Origin of the sequence: Pseudoalteromonas arctica (assembly GCF_012927645.1) — a bacterium.
Lineage (GTDB): Bacteria > Pseudomonadota > Gammaproteobacteria > Enterobacterales > Alteromonadaceae > Pseudoalteromonas > Pseudoalteromonas arctica_A.
In genome coordinates, this window is the sequence record NZ_JABBMT010000003.1 from 46,080 (window position 1) to 67,811 (window position 21,732).

19 protein-coding genes are annotated in these 21,732 nt (G+C 40.0%); 10 read left to right on the forward strand and 9 right to left on the reverse strand.

The window, feature by feature from the left end; translation table 11 throughout:
• Positions 1–6: 6 nt before the first annotated feature.
• From HHO47_RS02985 to HHO47_RS03005, 5 genes are all read left to right on the forward strand, one after another.
• Positions 7–3,138: an efflux RND transporter permease subunit gene (locus tag HHO47_RS02985; protein ID WP_169018767.1), complete on the forward strand. Its 3,132-nt coding sequence runs from the start codon at positions 7–9 to the stop codon at positions 3,136–3,138.
• Positions 3,138–4,547: an efflux transporter outer membrane subunit gene (locus HHO47_RS02990; protein WP_169018769.1), complete on the forward strand. Its 1,410-nt coding sequence runs from the start codon at positions 3,138–3,140 to the stop codon at positions 4,545–4,547. The genes HHO47_RS02985 and HHO47_RS02990 overlap by 1 nt, the downstream gene beginning before the upstream one ends.
• A 150-nt stretch (positions 4,548–4,697) precedes the next feature.
• Entirely contained in the window at positions 4,698–5,312 is a 615-nt protein-coding gene (locus HHO47_RS02995) for a TetR/AcrR family transcriptional regulator (RefSeq protein WP_169018771.1), read from the forward strand.
• A gap of 196 nt (positions 5,313–5,508) precedes the next feature.
• On the forward strand, positions 5,509–6,510 hold the full coding sequence (locus tag HHO47_RS03000) for a branched-chain amino acid aminotransferase (protein WP_169018980.1): 1,002 nt from the start codon (positions 5,509–5,511) through the stop codon (positions 6,508–6,510).
• Positions 6,511–6,783: 273 nt separating this feature from the next.
• On the forward strand, positions 6,784–8,409 hold the full coding sequence (locus HHO47_RS03005; protein ID WP_169018772.1) for a diacylglycerol kinase family protein: 1,626 nt from the start codon (positions 6,784–6,786) through the stop codon (positions 8,407–8,409).
• Between the two features lie 42 nt (positions 8,410–8,451).
• On the opposite strand, the gene HHO47_RS03010 is transcribed toward HHO47_RS03005, so the two are convergent.
• Positions 8,452–8,718: a VF530 family DNA-binding protein gene (locus HHO47_RS03010; RefSeq protein WP_169018774.1), complete on the reverse strand. Its 267-nt coding sequence runs from the start codon at positions 8,716–8,718 to the stop codon at positions 8,452–8,454.
• 65 nt (positions 8,719–8,783) lie between these two features.
• The gene (locus tag HHO47_RS03015; RefSeq protein WP_169018776.1) at positions 8,784–9,086 is read right to left on the reverse strand and encodes a DUF1496 domain-containing protein; all 303 of its coding nucleotides are present in this window, start codon (positions 9,084–9,086) and stop codon (positions 8,784–8,786) included.
• Positions 9,087–9,577: 491 nt separating this feature from the next.
• Here HHO47_RS03015 and HHO47_RS03020 point away from each other — a divergent pair, with 491 nt between their 5' ends.
• Positions 9,578–9,811 carry a TIGR02647 family protein gene (locus tag HHO47_RS03020; protein WP_145234371.1) on the forward strand — a complete coding sequence of 78 codons (234 nt, stop codon included), beginning with the start codon at positions 9,578–9,580 and terminating at the stop codon, positions 9,809–9,811.
• Between the two features lie 7 nt (positions 9,812–9,818).
• Here HHO47_RS03020 and maiA read toward each other — a convergent pair whose 3' ends face one another.
• Positions 9,819–10,448 (reverse strand): maleylacetoacetate isomerase, encoded by a 630-nt coding sequence (gene maiA / locus HHO47_RS03025; protein WP_169018778.1) that lies wholly within the window; start codon positions 10,446–10,448, stop codon positions 9,819–9,821.
• Between the two features lie 6 nt (positions 10,449–10,454).
• On the reverse strand, positions 10,455–11,756 hold the full coding sequence (hmgA, locus tag HHO47_RS03030; protein ID WP_169018780.1) for a homogentisate 1,2-dioxygenase: 1,302 nt from the start codon (positions 11,754–11,756) through the stop codon (positions 10,455–10,457).
• 130 nt (positions 11,757–11,886) lie between these two features.
• Between hmgA and HHO47_RS03035 the strand changes: the two genes are divergently transcribed.
• Positions 11,887–12,318 (forward strand): MarR family winged helix-turn-helix transcriptional regulator, encoded by a 432-nt coding sequence (locus tag HHO47_RS03035; RefSeq protein WP_169018782.1) that lies wholly within the window; start codon positions 11,887–11,889, stop codon positions 12,316–12,318.
• Between the two features lie 64 nt (positions 12,319–12,382).
• Here the strand turns inward: HHO47_RS03035 and HHO47_RS03040 are convergent, their stop codons facing one another.
• Entirely contained in the window at positions 12,383–15,505 is a 3,123-nt protein-coding gene (locus HHO47_RS03040; protein WP_169018784.1) for a TonB-dependent receptor, read from the reverse strand.
• 42 nt (positions 15,506–15,547) lie between these two features.
• Entirely contained in the window at positions 15,548–16,402 is an 855-nt protein-coding gene (locus HHO47_RS03045; protein WP_169018786.1) for a S1/P1 nuclease, read from the reverse strand.
• Positions 16,403–16,620: 218 nt separating this feature from the next.
• Here HHO47_RS03045 and HHO47_RS03050 point away from each other — a divergent pair, with 218 nt between their 5' ends.
• Both HHO47_RS03050 and HHO47_RS03055 read left to right on the forward strand, forming a co-directional pair.
• On the forward strand, positions 16,621–17,511 hold the full coding sequence (locus HHO47_RS03050) for a hypothetical protein (protein ID WP_211183593.1): 891 nt from the start codon (positions 16,621–16,623) through the stop codon (positions 17,509–17,511).
• Positions 17,508–18,443: a hypothetical protein gene (locus tag HHO47_RS03055; protein ID WP_169018788.1), complete on the forward strand. Its 936-nt coding sequence runs from the start codon at positions 17,508–17,510 to the stop codon at positions 18,441–18,443. The genes HHO47_RS03050 and HHO47_RS03055 overlap by 4 nt, the downstream gene beginning before the upstream one ends.
• Before the next feature lie 77 nt (positions 18,444–18,520).
• On the opposite strand, the gene ushA is transcribed toward HHO47_RS03055, so the two are convergent.
• Positions 18,521–20,152: a bifunctional UDP-sugar hydrolase/5'-nucleotidase UshA gene (gene ushA / locus HHO47_RS03060; protein WP_169018789.1), complete on the reverse strand. Its 1,632-nt coding sequence runs from the start codon at positions 20,150–20,152 to the stop codon at positions 18,521–18,523.
• 77 nt (positions 20,153–20,229) lie between these two features.
• Complete coding sequence (locus HHO47_RS03065) at positions 20,230–20,427, reverse strand: hypothetical protein (protein ID WP_145234351.1); 198 nt, start codon at positions 20,425–20,427, stop codon at positions 20,230–20,232.
• 261 nt (positions 20,428–20,688) lie between these two features.
• On the opposite strand from HHO47_RS03065, the gene HHO47_RS03070 reads away from it, so the two are divergent.
• Positions 20,689–21,432, forward strand: coding sequence for a peptidylprolyl isomerase (locus HHO47_RS03070; protein WP_169018791.1), 744 nt, complete (start codon positions 20,689–20,691; stop codon positions 21,430–21,432).
• On the opposite strand, the gene HHO47_RS03075 is transcribed toward HHO47_RS03070, so the two are convergent.
• Positions 21,397–21,618 (reverse strand): hypothetical protein, encoded by a 222-nt coding sequence (locus HHO47_RS03075; RefSeq protein WP_169018793.1) that lies wholly within the window; start codon positions 21,616–21,618, stop codon positions 21,397–21,399. The two genes, HHO47_RS03070 and HHO47_RS03075, sit on opposite strands and share 36 nt — an antisense overlap.
• Positions 21,619–21,732 lie beyond the last annotated feature (114 nt).

The window sequence follows — 21,732 nt, forward strand, 5'->3', positions numbered from 1 at the left end:
ATTTTAATGTCACGATTTTTTATCGATCGGCCTATTTTTGCATGGGTATTGGCCATTGTTGTTATGTTGGCGGGAATATTAGCAATTAAAGGTTTACCTATTGCTCAGTACCCGTCTATTGCGCCTCCGGCAATTAGTGTTCAAGCTAATTATCCTGGTGCCTCTGCACGTACGTTAGAAGATACTGTTACGCAGGTTATTGAGCAAAAAATGAAAGGGTTAGATGGCTTGCTATATATGTCATCAACCTCAGAATCAAATGGTTCGGCAACTTTAACACTGACGTTTGATGCTGATACTGATCCAGATATTGCACAAGTTCAAGTACAGAATAAACTTGCCTTAGCAACACCGTTATTGCCACAAGAAGTGCAACGCCAAGGTGTATCAGTCGCTAAATCTGCTCGCAACTTTTTAATGGTTGTTGGTTTTGTTTCTGAAGATGGCAGCATGAATAATATCGATATCGGTGACTATGTTGCTTCCAATGTGCAAGACATCGTGTCCCGCGTCAATGGCGTAGGTGAAGTACAGTTATTTGGCTCTCAATATGCGATGCGTATCTGGTTAGACCCTAGTATGCTGCAAAAATATAAACTGACTCCTGCAGATATTAGAGCATCCATTAGTGCTCAAAATGCGCAAGTATCAGCAGGTCAACTTGGTTCTTTACCTGCGGTTTCAGGGCAGCAGCTTAATGCCACAGTGACTGCACAAAGTCGCTTACAAACACCAGAACAATTTCGTAATATTTTTGTCAAAAACAATGAAGACGGCTCTGTAGTTCGTTTAGGCGACGTCGCAAAAGTAGAACTTGGCGGTGAAAGCTACGGTGTTGTGGCACGCTTTAATGGTAAACCAGCGTCAGGTTTAGGTATTAAACTTGCCAGTGGCGCCAATGCTCTTGATACTGCTGCAGGCGTAAAAGTAGCATTAGCTGAACTAGAACCGTTTTTTCCTGAAGGGTTAGCCAGTGTTGTACCTTACGACACCACTCCGTTTGTATCACTATCAATTGAAAAAGTAGTCAGTACATTAATCGAAGCGGTTGTACTGGTTTTCTTAGTTATGTATTTGTTTTTACAAAACTTTAGGGCAACGTTAATACCAACAATTGCGGTGCCAGTGGTTCTTTTGGGGACGTTTGCAGTACTGCAAGTTTTAGGTTATTCAATTAATACTTTGACTATGTTTGCAATGGTTTTAGCCATCGGTTTGTTGGTTGATGATGCGATTGTTGTGGTTGAAAACGTTGAACGGGTTATGACTGAAGAAAAGTTGTCACCACTTGAAGCAACGCGTAAATCAATGGACGAGATCAAAGGTGCATTAGTTGGTATTGCTATGGTGCTATCTGCGGTATTTATCCCAATGGCCTTCTTTGCGGGCTCCACTGGGGTTATTTATCGTCAATTTTCAGTAACTTTAGTCACGGCTATGAGCTTATCTGTTTTAGTGGCCCTTATTTTAACGCCTGCACTGTGTGCAACCATGTTAAAACCGAGTCATGTGCATAATAACTCATCACTTATTGGCCGCTTTTTTATGGGCTTTAACCGTGGCTTTGATAAAACAAATAGCGGAGCACAAAACTTTGTAAGCCGTATGATCAAGCAAAGTAAGCGCTACTTGCTGTGTTATGGCTTAATTGTTGGCGGCATGGTCTATATTTTCTCACAGCTTCCTTCAGCGTTTTTACCTGATGAAGACCAAGGTATTTTGTTCAATCAAGTAAGTTTACCAGCAGGAGCAACCACTGAGCAGACATTAAAAGTCGTTGAGAAAATGGAAAAGCATTTTTTAGAAGATCAGTCAGAAGCTGTACGGTCTGTGTTTAGTGTAACTGGCTTTAGTTTTGCAGGCTCTGGGCAAAATGCAGCGCTTGGCTTTGTTGGTTTAAAACACTGGGATGAGCGTCAACGCGATGATTTATCGGTTGGTGCGGTCGCAGGCAAAGCGATGGGCTATTTTTCTACGATTAAAGAAGCCTTTGTTTTTGCTTTCCCACCACCTGCGGTTGTTGAGCTTGGCACTGCCAATGGTTTTACCTTGTTTTTACAAGATAGGGTTGGGCTTGGCCATGATAAATTACTCGAAGCGCGAAATATGTTACTAGGGATGGCTTCAAAAAGTCCTGTGTTGGCGGGCGTTCGTCCTAATGGTCAAGAAGATAAACCAGAACTGGAGCTAGATATTGATTTAGCAAAAGCGCAAGCACTTGGGCTGACCCAAGCTGATATCAATAGTACCTTGTCTACGGCGTGGGGTAGTAGTTATGTGAATGACTTTATCGACCGTGGTCGAGTAAAAAAAGTGTACTTACAAGGTACGCCTGAGTCGCGTATGGTACCGGAAGATTTAGATAAGTGGTATGTACGTAATAGTAGTGGCGATATGGTGCCATTTACCGCATTTGCTCAGTCGTATTGGACCTATGGTTCGCCGCGTCTTGAGCGTTTTAACGGTTTTTCAGCGATGGAAATTCAAGGTGCAGCAGCGCCAGGTTACAGTACTGGTCAAGCTATGGATGAAATGGAGAAGTTGGTTAGCCAGCTACCAACTGGGTTCGCCTTTGAATGGACTGGTATTTCGTATGAAGAGCGTTTAAGTGGCGGGCAAGCGCCATTATTATATGCGTTGTCGTTATTGGTGGTGTTTTTATGTCTAGCTGCATTGTATGAAAGTTGGTCTGTACCGGCAGCGGTAATGATGATTGTTCCTTTAGGCGTATTTGGCGCTGCAATGGCTGCCTTTATAGGTAATTTATCGAATGATATTTACTTACAAGTAGGCTTGTTGACTACCATAGGGCTGGCATCTAAAAATGCTATTTTGATTGTTGAATTCGCGATCCATAAAATGGATGAAGGCATGGGGCTAGTGGATGCTGCAATTAACTCTGTTAAGCTACGATTACGACCAATTTTGATGACTTCTATGGCATTTATTTGTGGCGTTTTACCTTTAGCGATTGCATCAAGTGCTGGTTCTGGTGCACAAAATGCTCTAGGTATCTCAGTCATAGGTGGCACGCTCGCATCGTCACTATTAGCTGTGCTATTTGTACCGTTATTCTTTGTATTGGTGCGCAGAGTTTTTCCAGGTAAACACAAAGCTGTGACACAGGAGCAATCATAATGACATTCAAAACGTTAAGCCTAGCGAGTTTAAGCGTATTTGTGCTCAGTGCTTGTCAAATGGCACCGCCGCGTGAGGACATAGTGCTGCCAGTGCCTGATAGCTACGCAATACAGAGCGAGCAAGGTAATACGGCTGATTTAAGATGGCAGCAGTTTTTTGCGAATGAAAAACTGCAACACTTGATCGAACAAACATTAGCTCATAATAAAGACCTTAAACTTGCTGCACTTAATGTGCAGCAAGTACGTGCCCTTTATCAAATCGAAGACTCAGCTTTATATCCGTCAATCGACTTTGCTGCGTCGGGCACGCGTCAACGTTTACCCGCTGATTTATCATCAACGGGGAATGCGCAGATCAGCCAGAGTTATTCGGCTACTGTTGGAATGACAGCGTATGAGCTCGATTTATGGGGCAAAGTGAGAAACCAATCAGAGCAAGCGTTACAGACACTATATGCGTCGGAGCAAACGCAAACGAGTGTGAAAATTAGCTTAATTTCTGAGTTGGTAAGTGCTTGGTTGAATTATGCTGCTGATAAAGAGCAATTAGCGCTTGCGATGCAAACCCTCAAAAGCCAGCAGGCTTCATTAGCGTTAACCGAAAAAACCTATGCACTTGGTGCAGCATCAAAATTAACGTTGGCACAAATTGAGAGCACTGTAGCCACTGCTAAAGTTGATATTGCTAATTATCAACGTTTGTTAATGCGCGATAAAAATGCCCTAGATCTATTAGTTGGTCAACCGGTTTCAGCAAAGTTGTTACCCGTTGAGAGTTTAGATGAAGTACTAAATTTCCCGAGCGTGCCTGTAGGTTTACCATCCGAGTTACTTGAGCAACGTCCTGATATTAAAGCGGCAGAGTTTCAGTTATTAGCTGCTAACGCTAATATCGGTGTGGCTAAAGCCGCATTTTTTCCAAGTATTAGCTTAACGGCTAATGCAGGGAGTGCGTCGAGTGATCTAGATAATTTGTTTTCAAGTGGCAGTGGCACATGGAGCTTTATGCCATCGATCACGATACCGATATTTAATATGGGTCGTAATCAAGCAAACTTAGATGTTGCGCAAACGCAGCAACAGATTGCGCTAACCACCTATGAACAAACGATTCAACAGGCATTTAAAGAAGTCTCTGATGCGCTTGCCGATAGGGACGGTTATATGCAGCAGCTAAGTGCGCTTGAAGATTTGTACAATAGTAATCAGGTGTCTTTTACACTCTCTGAAGCTCGCTTTGAAAAAGGTGCCGATAGCTATTTACAAGTGCTGGATGCACAACGTAATTGGTATAGTGCAGGGCAACAACTCATTAGTGGTAAAAAAGCCTATATAACGAGCCAAATTAGTTTGTATAAAGCAGTTGGAGGCGGTTGGCAACGATCGGCTCAACAGGATGAATAGCCGCTAGGCTACGCTACTGAATATTTTATCACTAGTTTATTAAGTTCTTTGTGGTAACCGACAAAGTCGATGTCAAAGAATATATAAGCTAGTGATAATTATTAGGTTAAAAGAAAAGCGATGCTTTTCGCGATTACCTGGCAGGAATACATGAAAGAAAAATCGAAAAGACAAACCGACCCTGCATTGGCGCAGGCTCGGCGTGATCAAGTGTTATGTGCTGCGGCCGATTGTTTTAGACGAAAAGGCTATCATGGCGCAGGAATGGCCGAGATCTCAAAGACCGCAGGGATGAGCGCAGGACATATTTATAATTTCTTTGCTAGCAAAGAAGCGATCATTGAATCTATTATTGAACAGGACATGGAAAAAGTGTTCTCTATTTTTCAGGAGTATGAAGATCAACCTGGAGATTTAGTAACGATTCTACTCGATGGTTTAGACTATGCCGTTGATCATCATACTGATGTAAACCAAGGTGCACTCGATTTAGAGATGTTCGCTGAAGCTGCGCGCAACGATAAAGTGGCAGAACAGTTGCGAAAGTCTGATTGTTATGCCAGAGAGAAAATGCGTAATCTTTTATTGAGTGAACGCAGTTTAATAAAAGACCTCAGTGCAACGGAACTAGAAAGCCGTATTGAAGTGATGTTTGCAATGATAAATGGGATCACTTTGCGTAAAACCCTTAATCCACATGTTGATAAAGCCACACTCTTATTAGCGCTTCGCCCTGCAATGCGGGTGTTGCTTGTACCGTTCTAATTAGAGTCGAGCTCTAAGCGCAAAGAGGGATCGTTTAATCCTCTTTGCTGCGCTATCTTAACCGTTTAAGTTGATCGCAAATAGCTTTGCGCTTGTGGCATTACACAATTTAGCAAATGCTTTGTTTTAGTTATGGTTAAACAGTGCATGAATGTCATACAATAGAGCAAAAGTAGACCACATAAGAGAGATTAAAATGGCCGCATTCGGTACTGTATTTATGCCGCAGATGATTCAAGCGCGTTTTACTGATAACGCTTGGAGTGAAAGCTCTGTTGTTCCGTCAGATAAAATAGAACTTCATGCTGGGGCGCATGTTCTTCATTATTCGAGTACATGTTTTGAGGGGTTAAAAGCATTTCGCCATGAAGACGGCTCAGTCTATATTTTCCGCATGGATGCTAACATTGCCCGCATGAAACAAAGCTCGCATTTATTAAGCTTACCTGAAGTTGATGGAGCCATGCTTGAAAAAATGATCATTGATATTGTTCGCCAATATGCCGATGAAACACCGTTACCACCGGGCTCTATGTATATTCGTCCAACGCATATTGGTACTGAAGCGGCCATTGGTAAAGCGGCTGTGCCGTCATTAAGTTCTTTATTGTATGTATTATTATCACCTGTGGGTGATTACTTTGCTGGTGGCGCGACTGCGCTGCGAGTATTGTTAGAAGAAGATGGTATGCGCTGTGCCCCACACATGGGTATGATCAAAAGTGGTGGTAATTATGCTAGTGCATTAGCACCTATTACAGCGGCTCGCTTGCAACATCAAGCCGATCAAATTTTATTCTGCCCAGGCGGTGATGTACAAGAAACGGGCGCGGCAAACTTTATTTTAATTGATGGTAATGAAATTATCACTAAAGCGCTAGACAGCACCTTTTTACATGGCGTGACGCGTAGTAGTATTTTAACCATCGCTAAAGATTTAGGTATGACAGTATCTGAGCGTAATTTTACGGTCACTGAATTACTTGAGCGTGCTGCAAAACCGGGTACTGAAGCTGCTTTATCTGGCACTGCTGCGGTATTAACCCCAGTGGGTACTTTTATTCATAATGATAAAGAATATAAAGTGGGCAGTGGTGAAGCTGGGCCAACGACAATGCGTTTACGCCAAGCCCTGAACGATATTCAATGGGGTAAAGCACCAGACCCCCATGGCTGGTTAACTAAAATCGACGTGTAAAGTTAAACGATATTTTTTAATAAAAGCCTAGGTTATTTATAACTTAGGCTTTTTTATGCTCTAAGTTATTTAATAATCTATACTTTCAACTGTGTAAGTTAGCTTCATAGGTGTGTAAAAATAGCCTATGTAAGCACAGCAAGTATCACTAAACTAATCGATGAATATCTTAATACTATGAAATATATATGAATATTTATTGCTGTTAGATTTTTTTAGTGGCGCATAGATTGCATTTCTGTTTGGGTATAACTAACGACAAAAGGAGCGTTTATGTGGGCCGCAATAAGTTACTTATTACTGGCAATTGTATTTATCATTATGGGGTGGCAGGTTAGTCCTAGCTATTTTTCGCTGCTATTCTATTGGGCAGCTTTATCTTTATTACTGGTAAGCGGTGCCTATTTTTTTAATATAGCAAAAATTTTTCGTAAACGAGAAAACGGCGTTATCCCGTTTTACATTCGTTGGGCTTTCATTCCTTTTTTGTTGGGGGCACAAGTTTATAACGCATGGAGCCGAAAGCACGATAAAGTACCGCCATTGCAACAAATTAACGAACACTTATTCTTAGCCTGTCGCTTATTTCCTTCAGATATAGACACTTTAAAAGATAACGGTATTACTGCGGTTTTAGATGTAACCTGTGAATTTGATGGACTTGAATGGTCATCAACACAAGAGAATATTAACTATTTAAATATTCCGGTGCTTGATCATCGAGTCCCAACACATTCGCAGCTTAATCAAGCGATAAACTGGATTGCTCATCATATTAAAAATAATCGCCGGGTAGTGGTGCATTGCGCGTTGGGTCGTGGTCGTTCGGTGTTTGTGATGGCGGCTTATTTACTCAGTCAAAATAAGGAGGCTGATGTACATCAAGTGCTTGCGCAAATAAAAGAAACACGCGAAACCGCTAATTTAAATAAACATCAACTACGTCAACTAGTTAAACGCCATAGAAAGGGGGAATTATTAATCAAAAATAAAGCGGTATTAATTGCTAATCCAGTTTCCGGCACTAAATTATGGCAGCAAAAAGAGCATTTAATAGTTGCGCATTTATCTACTTATTATAACTTAAAAGTGTTGATCACATCAGTCGAGCAAAATGGTATTACGTTGGCCAAACAAGCGATAGCTGATAAGCCAGATATGATCATCGCCTGTGGCGGCGATGGCACAGTGGCAGAAGTGGCAAGTGTTTTGGTAAATACAGACTGTAAATTAGGTATTATCCCATTTGGCACGGCCAATGCGTTGGCACATGTGCTAATGGGCATTAAATCTAAACTGATCCCTGTTGAAGTGGCCTGTGACTTAATTATTAAAGGGCAGACTAAGCTAATGGATACAGCATACTGTAATGGGGAGTTAATGTTGCTGTTAGCAGGGATTGGCTTTGAACAACACATGATTGAAAAAGCCGATCGGGATACTAAAAACGAGCTTGGGCAGTTCGCATATTTACAAGGGTTCTGGCAAGCTTTAGGCGAACAAAAGGCCCAAGATTTTACCGTGCAGCTAGATGATAATCAACCGCATAAAATACATACCAATAGTTTAATTGTCGCGAATGCAGCGCCTTTTACTACGTTATTAGCACAAGGGGGCGGTCAGCCAGATCATTACGATGGTCTACTGGATGTTAACTGGCTAACCCCTAACCCAGACGCATCAGCCAATGTATTAAGTATTGCTGAGCTGGTATTTAGCAGTATTACTCAAGCACACTTTGCTATTAATTCACATCATACCAATGCGCGTCGCGTTGCAATATCGGCGACTGAGGAAATAAAATATGTACTTGATGGTGAAGTTAAAAGTGCTGATAAACTAACTATTGAAATTACTCCGCAATCACTGGCGGTGATCTGTGCCGAGCAGGCCGAGTAACTAAACTTGTTGCGTGTTATAAGCTATAACGCGCAATGGCTGTTACTTCTTTTTAATACTAGGCCACACAAAACCGCTGTTTTGTGGTTGTGTATTAATGCAGTTATCGAGGTATAACTGCTCGACCTTGGTACGAGCCCAAGGTGTTTTACGTAAAAATTTAAGGCTCGATTTTACACTTGGGTCAGATTTAAAACAGCGAATATCAACATGCTCCCCCATTGCTTTCCAGCCAAGTGTTTGCTCGAGTTTTACTACTATTTGTTCGAGTGTAATGCCATGTAACGGGTTGTTTGTTTGCTGATCCATAATTCACTATTGCTTGATAAAAGTCGCTGCTATTGTAACGTAACTGTGCGTTGATACCAATTCTATTAATTAACGCGAATTGTTTTAGGGGCGGTTGGGTAAATGATTTCATTTTGCTCGTTGAGCATTAACCAATTTAACGCGCTATTATTGTGATGAGGGTTTTTAGCTGCACAGATCACCCGCACATTAGCCATTAAAATAATCGCACCTTCACTGTAGCGTTGATCTTCAAACCAACAGAGTTGCTGCTCGGTAACTATATTTTTAGCGTCAAGAAACAAGGCTGGTTTTTGATTATTACTGAAACTATTAGCCGAGTAAATTACACTGATAAAACAGATGCCTATAATCGTTATAATTCGCATATTTAGCCTTTGCATTAAAAAATAACTACACTAAGCTTACACCTAAGTTACCCCAAAATACTAGGGCGTGTTTATCTTTCGAGGTTAAATTTGCAGCAGTGTGTTTGGTATTTAGGCAAGGCAGAGCCTATGTAGTGTGGTTGTTCCCCATAAATAGGCGATAACGCAGCATTAATGCCAAACACGCGCTGCCCTTTGGGTTCTTCCTAGGGGCGATTAACTCTTTGTTGCCTACATGGATGTAGGTAAGGGGCGTGAGCAGGACGCGGAAGCTTTGCTCGATTTTTACTTAGCCCACTAGGTTACAAATCTCGCGCCGCGATTAAATCGCCCCTAGTTTGAACAAATTTTAATCCTGAAAGGTCAACACGCCCTAATTTGCAATTAAATGCGTTTAAACCAGCCCACTTAGGGTTTTAGGGTGACATGGCCATAAAATGTGTTAGGGTAAAAAATCCACAAAAATAATTTTCTAAAGACAAGGTGAACACATGCAATTTAAACAAACGATGATTGACGAATTTACACTGTTAGCAAAATTTCCATTAACCAGTAAAATGCAAGGTATTAAGTTACACAGTGATGCTGATGAAAGCTTATTAAGCGCGGCACAACGATTGTTTGATAAAGGTATTATAGATAGCCCAGATGGTGGTTACTTAACCGATCTGGGCTTAGATCTGATAGAGCACGTAACCGTGCTACACAGTGCGTTGGGTAACTAAAAGAATATTAGGCTGCATCCGGTTGGTTTTGTGGTGCAGCATCAATAAATGCATCAAGCGTGTTACAACGTTCATAAATGGCTGCTATTTTCGGATACGCAGTCATATCGACGTTAAAACGATAAGCATTAAATACTTGCGGCACTAAACACACATCAGCAAGGCTAGGTTTATCACCCACACAATATTCATTTTTATGATCAAGTAGCTGTTCAATTTTTTCAAAACCAACCTCGACCCAATGACGATACCAGCTATTTTTAGTTGCATCGTCAGCACCAAGTTCACCGCTTAAATATTTTAGTACCCGCAGGTTATCAATAGGATGAATATCGCAGGCAATGGCATAACATAAATTACGAATGTGGGCTTTTTGCCATGCATCACCAAATAACAGTGGTGTGTCTGGGTGTGTTTCTTCAAGGTATTCTAAAATTGCCATCGATTGTGCGAGTACACCGTCATCAGTTTCTAGCGCAGGTAATAATCCTTGTGGGTTTTTATCTAGGTAGTCAGGTGCTTGTTGCTCAGATTTTAGTAAGTTAACAGTGACTAATTCATGCTGAATATTTTTTAAATTAAGCGCAATACGCACGCGATATGCGGCAGATGAACGAAAATAACTATATAATTTCATGTTTAATTATCCTTGTGGGCCACTGTAGTGTTTTTTAATAGTACGCCAGCAATCAGTGTAGTTAGGTTGGCGCTCTTTGCCCTCTAATGCGTATTTTGTTGGTGAAATAACGTAACGTGATTCAAACATAAACGCGAGGGTATTTTCGTAGCGTTGCGGTTCAAGCTCTGCGTTAGAGGCCTTTTCAAATACATCAGCTTCAGGGCCATGCGGCGACATACAATTATGTAAACTCATGCCTCCTGGTACAAAGCCGTGCTCTTTGGCATCGTACACGCCTTCAATTAAACCCATAAATTCACTCATAATATTGCGGTGATAATAGGGGGGGCGAAAAGTGTTTTCTGCCACCATCCAGCGTGGAGGAAAAATTGCAAAATCAATATTAGCAACGCCTTCTGTGCCTGATGGGGATGTCAGTACTGTGAAAATAGACGGATCAGGGTGATCAAAGCTCACTGTATTCATTACATTAAAACGTGCTAAATCATATTTATAGGGAGCGCTGTTGCCCGTCCAGGCCACAACATCTAAAGGGGAGTGGCCAATATCACAGCGGAACATATTACCGTTGAACTTAGCAACCAACTCAAACTCACCCTCTTTATCTTCAAAGGCAGCAACAGGGTATTGAAAATCACGGTCGTTAGCGTAGCCGTTGGCTCCCACTGGGCCGCGCTCAGCTAACACATAAGCATGACCATAATTTTCACAGATATAACCACGAGCAGTCTCAGTGAGCAATTCAACTTGAAACTTAATACCACGTGGAATAACTGCAATTTCACCCGCTTTAACCGTTAAGTTACCACATTCTGTTTTCAGCATTAACTCACCTTGCTGCGGCACAAACAACATTTCACCGTCGGCATTATAAAAATAACGATCAGTCATTGATTTATTTGCTACATATACATGGATGCCAATTCCAGTCTGGCCATTGGCGCTGCCGTTTGCAGCCATAGTGATCAAACCATCAATGAAATCGGTTGGCGTAGTGGGAATAGCAATTGGATCCCAGCGCAGCATAGTCGGTGGAGTCGGGACTTCGGTAATTGGGGCGGTGCGAATTAAACCATTATCAATTACGCTGTAATCACCTTGCACAACCGAGGGGCGAATACGATACATCCACGTACGGCGGTTATCAGCACGCGGGGCGGTAAATGCCGTGGTACTAAATTGTTCAGCGTATAAATCGTATTTTACTTTTTGCGGGCTAAACTGGCCAATCGGCAGGGCACCTGGCAAGGCTTCGGTTTCAAACTCATTGCCAAATCCGGTCATGTATTCTAATTCGCTGTTCATCACTCGACTCCTTTATGTTTTACTGTAAGATACTCTCAAGTGAGACTAAATTCAAACATCACAATTATTGTCACTGTACATATTTATGAACAGTTATATTGTGACTGTAAATTAACAGGACATAGCCGTCATGGCACTTGATTTAGAGACCTTTCTACCGTATAGACTGGCTAATTTAGCGAGTAAAATGAGTGAACAGTTTGCACCTGTGTATCAACAGCAAAGTGATTTAAGCATTCCTCAGTGGCGTATTTTGTTTAATTTAGCCCAGTTTGGACAAAGCAACGCAAAAGCATTGTGTGAGCAAGCAGCAATGGATAAATCCACTGTATCACGCGCGATTAAAGCGCTAATAGATAAGGGTTACGTTGTTAGTTTAGTAAACCCACAAGACAAGCGAGCAAGTTTATTAGCGCTCAGTAATGAAGGGTTAAGTTTATATCAGCAGTTAGCCCCAGCAGCTTTAGCGTGGGAGAAGAATCTATTGGATGTTTTAACGCAAGCCGAGTATCAAACCCTGCTTAGTTGTTTAGATAAGTTAACAAGTAAATTAGCTGAATAAAATAAAAAGCCCATCAAAAGATGGGCTTTAAAATTAATTTAATTTGTTAAGTTAACTTAGCAAATTAGAAAGTGTAACGAACACCTACACGCATTTCCCAAAGTGAGGCATCACGTTGTACATAAGTACCAACATTGCCTGAGTTGAAACTTTCGTAAACGTAACGACCTTGATCATCACGAGATGTTTTTACAACCGGGTTACCCACAAAGTTTCCTTTTTCAAGTTTACCCCAATCATCGTTTAGGAGGTTGGTTAAATTATCAATAACAAAGTAGGCTTCACCTTTATGACCTTCCATAAAACCTGGTAGCTCTTGAGTTACTTTGAAGTCGAATTTAATAAACCAAGGTGCGTACTCACTATTACGATCAGTGATACTGCCACGTTTTAAATTTTCGTCATTGATAAATGCATTGAATGCATCAATATCAAAGTCAGTTCCATAAACCACGTTTGGATCATTGACCTGTGGTACGTACAGCAATTGACGGTTTTTATTCGCTTTAGAGGGAGACCACAAATTATCTGAGTCAGCAAATGTGTAGCTATACGGCATGCCTTTTGATGCTTGACCAAATAAGTTAAAGCGCGTTGCATAGCCATCAAAGAACTCGTGCGCGTAACCTAGTTTTAAGGTGAAACGATGTGGTACTTCGTAATCTGATGTTGCGATACCCGGGTTGTTAGGGTTAATAGTTGCTAAGTTATGATAATTTGAATCTGCTACTGAGCTGGTCATTGGATTAACATCTTTAGCATCGGTATATGAATACGCAACAGTAAAGTCAATACCATTGTCATAACGTTTGCTAAGCGCCGTTGAAAGTACTAATGCATCACCACCATTATCAATATTGGTTAGCATAAACTCACCATTCCGACCTTCGGGTGACGTGTAGATTGGGCGTCCATCTACTGGCTCATAGCCATTTTGGGCTAACCCTAAATCAGTTAATACAGCAGCATCATTTTTACGTGAATAAAGCGCATCAGCAGAAATAACATAATCGTTATCAGTAGTAAACGTAGCGCCTAATGCATATTTCCACTCTGAAGGCATTTTAAAGTTTGGATCAATAACATTTGTTTGGCTGTCGCCTAAACGAACGTCGGTATTGGCAACTTCATCGAACATTTCTTGTGGTACGTCATAACCTGGCGTACCGCCATCAAAATTGGTCATTGCAGTATTAAATAAATCAACATTATTACGGCTTGTATCAACCTTTGTTACACCGTCGTTTGAGTAAGCATTTGATACCCACACATTTGGATTACCACCAGTATAAAGACCAACACCAGCACGTACCTCTAATGCATCGGTGGCATACCAATTAAAGCCAATACGAGGTTGGATAAGATCCATACCGTCTAAGTTTTGTTGGTTTGAAAACCGGTAACGATTAGTAAAGTTTTCATTAAAATTTGGTACATCACTGCTTTCATAACGATCATAGCGCAAACCAAAAGTTAAACTGGCATCAATACTGTCGAAGTTATACTCGTCTTGCAAATAAAAAGTATGTTGCTTATAAGAAAACTCAGCAGCAGCATCTGCAGGATTGTTTGTAACCGCTGCATTATCATATTCAACGTAAGATGCTAACCCGGCTTCAAAATCTGCAATTGAATTAAAGACAAATTTACCTTGTGTGTTCTGTACAAACATATTAAATACATTTAGCTTCTCATATTCATAGCCAGCACTAATTGTATGTTTATCAAGGTAGTACTTGCCGGCTAACTTAAATGTCGTTGTGTCATACTTAAGTTTATTGGCATGACGAGAATCATCTGGGCCAATGTAAACCGTTGCACCACCTGCAGTCTTTACTTGAAATTCGCCAAAACCTGATGCAGCATCAAGTGATTGCACGCGTGCATCTACTTCAGATTTACCAAAGCGAAGCTCGGTTGAAAAATCATCGTTCCAATCTGAGTAAAGTGAGCTAACAAAAGAGGTAAACTTGGCGCCTTGTTCATAATAATGGCTATCTAATGATAAGCGACTTGAACCAGTATCTGATTGAGAAATAGTAAAAGCATCATTGTAGTTATAAATGAAATTTGCACGGTGACTATCATTAATAGTCCAGTCAAGCTTAACTAAAATTTTCTCGTCTTCAACTGGCATGCTGCCAGGCATAGTGCCTGCGTTGTAGTTGTATTTTTCTTGGGCAATACGTTGAATATTCGCAATATCGCCTGCTGTAACACTTGGATCATCACCTTGGGCTGCGCCATAGTTGAATTGCGTGATACCTTCTTGCTTTTCATAAGTTCCGAAGAAAAATAGCTGATCTTTAATTAGTGGTAAACCTAAGTTAAAACCATAACGTTTATCAGTATAGTTACCATTATCGGCTGTCACACCTTCAACTTTATCACCTTTATAACTGTCGCTGGTGAAATCAAAGAACACACCACCGTGCAGCTCGTTAGTACCAGATTTGGTTACGGCATTAATGTTACACGCGGTGAAACCGCCGTATTGTACATCAAATGGGGCAAGCTCAACGGCAACTTGATCGATTGAATCAAATGAGAAAGGAGCGCCGATAGTCGGATAACCGTTTGAGCTTAAACCGAAGTTATCGTTCATGCGGATGCCGTCAACGGTTAAGCTGTTATAGCGAGGATTATTACCACCACACTGAATTGCACCACGGCTTTCATCAACGTAGACACGTGGATCCGCGCGAACAATATCTCTCAGATCACGGTTAATAGCAGGGGCATTTTCAAGGTCTTCTAGTGTAAATGTTGAAGATGGTCCTGTACCACCGGACATTGCACTAATAGGGCGACCAGTAACAACAATTTGTTCAATATTTGAAGCCGGCTTTAGTTGTACGCTAACGGGATAATCAGAGCCTAGAGTTAGAAAAATATTTTCAACAAGTTGATCTTCATATTTATCTGAGTCAACTATAATGTTGTATGGTCCGCCAACACGAAGGCCGCTAGCACTAAAATAGCCAGCATCATTCACGTAAGTTACCTTAGAAGAGCCGGAAGGTACGTGAATAATAGTTACTTCAGTACCTGTAGCAGGGTTACCGTTAGGGCCAACAATTTGACCTTTGACACCCGATGCAGTTGTATTTGCAAACGCTGCGCCACTTACGCCAACACAAGCTGCGATAGCAAGTGAAAGTGCTGTTTTGCGTAGTTGAATTTTCATTATGTTATTTCCCGTGTTAAGGTTATGTTTAATTAAATGATTTTAATTTATATTAGCTGGCATCTTCAGTGCCTTCACTAACGGTAGTGCTGAATTGTCATAAATTAAGTTTAACAATCCGGCAAGTCTTATTCCGCTTTGCTGTAAGCGGGTCTTTATAATTGGCATGTTTTTATAGATGTATTGATAGCTGATTTTTGTTTCATGTTTATTATAAATAGAGTTTGCTATGTTGTGCGATTCCTGCAGCCACTCAACTGGTGAACTGTGTAGGTATTTAGCAATCAATAGTTTATTATCTGTATTTATAAAGTCTGCAAATTCAGTGTAGGATAAATTTTCATTTTCAATAAGTTTTGAATCCCACAAGCTATGCAAATTGGTATCCTGCCCGAAGAATATGACAGAAATATTATTGCCGCCCCGGTCGCCCTTTCTACCAGCATGAAATGGCTGGTGGCTGTCCCCAACTAGGTGCACAACAAAGCGTAAACTGAATCTTTTGGCGTCAATTGAGCTATTTGTATCTTTTAGTACGGCTATATTGAAAAGTAGAGCATCGAGGATATTAGAAACAGATTCTTTTGATGAATGATGAGAAGGCGGATTATTTAAGGTTGCGGCATCAGCATTGATATAGTGCCAGCGAGATGATTTTTCTTGCCAAAATTCACCCGGTGCGGAGCGCATTTCGTCAGCCCATGTGGCAATTTGTGGCAAACTTTCTCCTTCAAGCAAAGGTGCTAATGCTCTAACTGTGGCGGGTGTTAAATGGGAATTGGCTACTTGTGCAACAATTCTGTGTCCATTTTGACCCCACGCAAAAACATTATTACTGGTGAACAACAAAATAACACTGCTCGCACTGATTAATAAGTTACCTATTTTTTGTAACATTTTTCATTTTCCAAACTGTAGTTCGTAACTGAGTCATATTTCTAAAACCAATTGTCCTGATTTTATAGTAAGATAGAAAGGACTCAATAAAATTCACAATTTCTTATTGTAATTACTTATAAAACAAGTATTTATATTTGTTAGGTAAAATTACCTATTGTAATAAGTAATTTAAATTGGTCAAATGGAGAGGGAATAAATAACACTGGTGGTAAACTTTGAATCGAGTTCTAGTAATTTCTTTAAAAACAATAATTGTTACAGTTTTGTGTCTATTTGTGGGTTTGTTTTGGTGGGCAGGCAATACCGGCGTTCCTAATGGTAATGAAAAAATACCAACATTTATAAACACATCAGTACGTTGCCAAACAACGTCAGCTGCAAATCAAAATGTGTTAATTGTGTATGTGCCAATAAAGTCAATGGCTAGTGATGTCACAAATGTACTGTGTGATGATGCTGTAGTGGCAAAGCAATATGGCGAAGTAACTACCTATTGGGGTAACAAATCATCAGACACCATAGACTTTTTAGGTAAGGGAATTGCGGATCTGATCCTTGCGAAAGAAAATTTAATGGATGCTTTTATGGCGCAAACTACTTACAGCTATAAAGCCGTGATTGGCTTTCCCAGTTACACAGCGTTTATTATTTCGAGTAAAGAAAAACCAAAACTAGAAAAACAGTACTTTTTAGATAAGCGCATTGGCTTACTAGATTATCCTACTAGTCGATCTGGGCATATTCTTCCAAAACAGATGTTTAAACGACTAGATATAAATTTTGATAATTTGATCATTACGTATGCCAGTTCTCACCAAGAACTAAGGACGTTATTAGCCTCTGGTAGTGTTGATTTAATATCTTCTTATTGGCAAGAAAGTGATCAAGCGTTATTCTCAAAAAATTATATTACACCGATCAGTGATAATATCAGTGGCAGCCGCTGGTTTTTAAAAATGCAAACGGAAAATACCGACTTACTGTGCGCTGTACAAGCTCGATTAATATCATTATCAAAAGAGCAAAACTCACAATATTTTAATCATGTAGAATCCTATTGGCACTGTGACGGCCAATCAGCATTTTTTGTCGGTAAGCAAAAATGAAAAAATATATAAGTGTATTTTGTGGTGTATTTAGCATGTTGTTAGCTGTTTTTTTTGTCGCAAATACTGTACAAATCAAGCAGCAGGAGAAACTTGCTCAGTTACAAATTTTAAACCGCATTGCGTTAGATTTACCGTACATCAATTTGGCAAATACATTTCTGAGTCACTCTGGTAGTGAAGATGACATTAAGCAATATATAACCGAACTTAACCAACAACTAAAAATCAATAACTTACTTGAAGTAGTCGCAATAGGTGATATTGCAATAAAGATTGTTGATGAGGAAATGGCTACCAACAAACTTGTCACACCAAGTAGAAATATTCCGGTGGTTTTTTTGCAAGTGCATCAATATACAGCGGCTTTTTTTATTAAGGTGATATTGATGGGCGCTTTGGCATCGGTATTTATCGTTGCTTTAATTAGAAGACTCGATATAAAAACTGGTACATTGTTGGCTGTTAGTAAAGGTAGCCAAGAGCAAGCCAAAAATATTGTTCCAATTGTCAAAATTAGTTTAAATAATAAAACGTTAGGATTGAATTGCAACCAAGAATTAGCAATTGCGCTGGCTAATAAACCATTGTGTTTTTATTTAGCTTTAATTGAATTTTGCGTTGAGCACCCCGGCGTGACACTTAATCAAAACAAAGATGTGCCGGATGAATTAATTGCATTGGCGAATAAGTATTTTTATCGTTTAATTCAGCTAGGTCACACCATTCGTAAGCGCCCTAATTTTACCAATAGTTTGGAAAAGACCTTGAGTGAAATCAGAGCTGCGTTGGATGAGCTGCTTATTGATCATCCTGAGCTCAAAAGTATTTATTACCCACCTAAGGCACATGGTGAAGGATCCCGATCGCGGTTACATAGTTATGGTTTATCGAATATCAAAGCCGATGATATAGAAGTGATAGGCAAATAACCTAGCTCCTCCAGCTAGTCAGTAAAGATTAAGGCCCTCACACTGTTAATGCTTAAACAGTGTGAGGTAAGCTCGGATTATTTAGGCGCAAATTCAATGGTTTTAACTGGGCTGTTTTCAATAAAGAAACGTTTTAATGCTTGTGTATCTGTTTCGTCAGTGCTGATAAATCCTTTATAATTTATCAGCACCGGGTAGCCGTCACCGCCAGATGCATTGTAGCTATTAATACTCATGCGATAGGTTTTGCTTTTATCCAGAGCTTTGCCGTTGATCATCACTTTAGTCAGCGCATTATCGTTACGCTCAAAGCTTAATTTGTGGTATTGCAAGTAAGCACCAGAATTTGGTGGGAAGCTAGTTACAGTCTCTAGGTAATCCCAAAGTTCTTGGCCTTGCCAATCAATATACGTGATGCGATTTTTAAAAGGGTGTACTTTTAAAATATCTTTATAACTAACTTCACCTGCAGCAATACTATCACGTATGCCACCGCCGCTGATGATACCAAAATCGGCGCCAACAACATTCATTTGCGCTTGCACAATAACGCGTGCTAAGTTGGTTTGTTGATAACGAACTTTATTGCGATCGCCCTCAAGCTTTGCATCAACATAACCAATTTCACCTGCAATTTGTTTTGCACCTTTGGCTTGGTAATCAGCTAAAAATGTTTTGAGGGCTGCGTCTGGTTTGATGTATTCGTTGGCAAGCTCAGGCTTAATTGAACCATCAGTTTGCGTTTTATCAAGGTATAAGTTAACTGGCAATAACTTATAATCTAATAAGGTTAATACGCCGTTTTCTTGTTTAAACTCGGCTTTGCCGACATATTTACCCCACTCATGGGCTTGCATTATCCAAGTACCATTTTGCTGATCGGGTTTACAGGCTAAACCCGGTTTAAAGTTCTCATCAGTAACATTTTCAGCAACCATACACACAGGCTCTTGTGAATGACCGCCGATGATCATATCAAGGGTATGAGCTGGTAAAGAGCGGGCAAGGGTAACATCGCCAGGTGCATTTATACCATAATTTGCATTAACATAATGACCCATATGCGTTACTGCAATCGTGATATCCGGTTGATATTGTGCTTTGATTTTCTCGGCTAAAGATTGGGTTATTGCAACGGGCTCTTGAAATTCAAGGCCACCGATATACTGCGGGTTACCTATTTTAGCGGTATCTGTGGTTGTTAGGCCAATAACGGCTATTTTAAGACCTTGTTTGTTGAAAATTTTATAAGCTTGAAACGCATTTTTGCCAGTTTTTTTATCAATAATATTAGCTGAAAGTAGCGGAAAATTTGCCCACTGTTGCTGTTGTTTTAAAATACTCAATGGATTATCAAATTCATGATTACCAATCGCCATCGCATCGTAACCAATGAGTGACATTCCTTTGAAATCAGGCTCAGCAAATTGCAAGTCTGATTCTGGAATGCCTGTATTTATATCACCACCAGATAGAAGTAGCACTGCATGACCTTGTTGCTGCGCATCAGCACGTAACTGGTCGATTAAGGTTTTACGTGCAGCCATACCGTATTCACCTTTTTCGTTATGCCAAAAGCGGCCATGATTATCATTGGTATGTAAAATGGTGAGATAGTGAATATCTGCGGTGTCAGCTTGTTGAACGGAGGTTTGATTACTACATGCAGTAATGCTTAGTAATAGGAAAAGAGAAAGTAATATGCGCATAATATGACCCGTGTTGTCAGTGTTGTGCTGTTTATTAAGTGCATAGTTTAAACTAGTTTTATTGTAAAATAACGTAATTATTCTATTTTAATGTCATCTTGGAAATTTAATTTTCCAGTCGCGGCTAATTGGCGCCGCTGCAACTCTTGTTCTGCTAATGCTGATTTTTCATGGTTATTACCCACCATCCAGTTTAAAAAGCTTGCCGGTAATTTTGTGTATGCCTCTCCTTGGTGTAAGCCAAAATCACAGATGTGTTGTTCTTCATACGACATAGTTGCTAATCCTGTTGTGTGTGTTTTATTGTTATAAATAATACTAGCAAAATAGACTCTTCTATTAAGACGATTTCGTTTTAAACAAAATTTATTTATAACGTGAGTGAATAACAACGCACTGTAACTATATGTAATTTAAATGTAACCAATCCGGTTTGATTTGTTTAAAGGTACGTTTTGCTATCGTAATCTCCACATGAGTTCTTTACTATTTTCATTAAATTCACATAACCACAGAATTTTCAGGAGAATATAATAATGAAAAAACTATTACTGTGCGGTTTGTTAACCGCAACCTCATTTGTAAGCCATGCCACTGTAGTTGAAATGCAAACTTCACAAGGCGCTATTAAGGTTGATTTGTTTGATCAACAGACGCCAAAAACAGTCGAGAATTTTTTAAGTTATATACAAAATGATGCGTACAACCAAACCGTGATCCACCGTTCAATCAAGGATTTTATTATTCAAGGCGGAGGCTTTACTTTTACCGATGATTTTAAAGCGATAACAACATTACCAGCTGTTGCGAATGAGCCGAAACTATCGAATGTTAAAGGGACTATTGCTATGGCTAAACTCAGCAACAATAAAGATAGTGCTACTAGCCAATGGTTTTTTAATCTCAAAGATAATAGTGCAAACTTAGATAAGCAAAATGGCGGTTTTACTGTATTTGGTCAAATTACAGCAGATAGTTATGCTGTGCTTGATAAGATTTCTGCGTTAGTGCATTGCGGTGAAATTCCGGTAGTTAATTTAACTGAGGAACAATGTGCAAGCGCAGACACTACACTAACTATTGCTAATTTAGTGTCGATCAATAGTGTTGTGGTACTTGATGATGATCCAAACTCATCTGCTAATTTATCTCCAAAAGAAAATACGCTCATTGACGATCCGACTCCAACTCAGCCTGGTGATGAGGATAGCTCAAGTGGTAGTATGAGTTGGTTACTACCATTATTATTGCTTGGCTTTAAACGCCGCCGCGCAGCTTAAAGGTATATACTTGCTACCGGCAATATGTACATCATCACTTGCGTTAGTTAATTGCATAGTGGCATAACCTTGCATAGTAGTCGTTTTGTTATGCGCCACACTAAAACGGCGGCGGCCCATGACTACCATTACTGTAAAAGTGAGAAGTACCAGAGAAAACATCGTGAGTAATACATATTTTTTCATAGAGAGTCTCACTTGATAAACAACATGGCTTTCAGCCTAGCCGTTTGTCTTTATAATTCACAATGTGTTACAAAGTATTTAGGAAAATGATTGCAAGCGGTATGAATTTTACCG

What these genes read in the sequence shown, in the direction of transcription:
- HHO47_RS02985 (WP_169018767.1), top strand. Translation starts at nt 7, where the DNA reads ATGTCACGATTTTTTATCGATCGGCCTATTTTTGCATGGGTATTGGCC.
- HHO47_RS02990 (WP_169018769.1), top strand. Translation starts at nt 3,138, where the DNA reads ATGACATTCAAAACGTTAAGCCTAGCGAGTTTAAGCGTATTTGTGCTC.
- HHO47_RS02995 (WP_169018771.1), top strand. Translation starts at nt 4,698, where the DNA reads ATGAAAGAAAAATCGAAAAGACAAACCGACCCTGCATTGGCGCAGGCT.
- HHO47_RS03000 (WP_169018980.1), top strand. Translation starts at nt 5,509, where the DNA reads ATGGCCGCATTCGGTACTGTATTTATGCCGCAGATGATTCAAGCGCGT.
- HHO47_RS03005 (WP_169018772.1), top strand. Translation starts at nt 6,784, where the DNA reads ATGTGGGCCGCAATAAGTTACTTATTACTGGCAATTGTATTTATCATT.
- HHO47_RS03010 (WP_169018774.1), bottom strand. Translation starts at nt 8,718, where the DNA reads ATGGATCAGCAAACAAACAACCCGTTACATGGCATTACACTCGAACAA.
- HHO47_RS03015 (WP_169018776.1), bottom strand. Translation starts at nt 9,086, where the DNA reads ATGCGAATTATAACGATTATAGGCATCTGTTTTATCAGTGTAATTTAC.
- HHO47_RS03020 (WP_145234371.1), top strand. Translation starts at nt 9,578, where the DNA reads ATGCAATTTAAACAAACGATGATTGACGAATTTACACTGTTAGCAAAA.
- maiA (WP_169018778.1), bottom strand. Translation starts at nt 10,448, where the DNA reads ATGAAATTATATAGTTATTTTCGTTCATCTGCCGCATATCGCGTGCGT.
- hmgA (WP_169018780.1), bottom strand. Translation starts at nt 11,756, where the DNA reads ATGAACAGCGAATTAGAATACATGACCGGATTTGGCAATGAGTTTGAA.
- HHO47_RS03035 (WP_169018782.1), top strand. Translation starts at nt 11,887, where the DNA reads ATGGCACTTGATTTAGAGACCTTTCTACCGTATAGACTGGCTAATTTA.
- HHO47_RS03040 (WP_169018784.1), bottom strand. Translation starts at nt 15,505, where the DNA reads ATGAAAATTCAACTACGCAAAACAGCACTTTCACTTGCTATCGCAGCT.
- HHO47_RS03045 (WP_169018786.1), bottom strand. Translation starts at nt 16,402, where the DNA reads ATGTTACAAAAAATAGGTAACTTATTAATCAGTGCGAGCAGTGTTATT.
- HHO47_RS03055 (WP_169018788.1), top strand. Translation starts at nt 17,508, where the DNA reads ATGAAAAAATATATAAGTGTATTTTGTGGTGTATTTAGCATGTTGTTA.
- ushA (WP_169018789.1), bottom strand. Translation starts at nt 20,152, where the DNA reads ATGCGCATATTACTTTCTCTTTTCCTATTACTAAGCATTACTGCATGT.
- HHO47_RS03065 (WP_145234351.1), bottom strand. Translation starts at nt 20,427, where the DNA reads ATGTCGTATGAAGAACAACACATCTGTGATTTTGGCTTACACCAAGGA.
- HHO47_RS03070 (WP_169018791.1), top strand. Translation starts at nt 20,689, where the DNA reads ATGAAAAAACTATTACTGTGCGGTTTGTTAACCGCAACCTCATTTGTA.
- HHO47_RS03075 (WP_169018793.1), bottom strand. Translation starts at nt 21,618, where the DNA reads ATGAAAAAATATGTATTACTCACGATGTTTTCTCTGGTACTTCTCACT.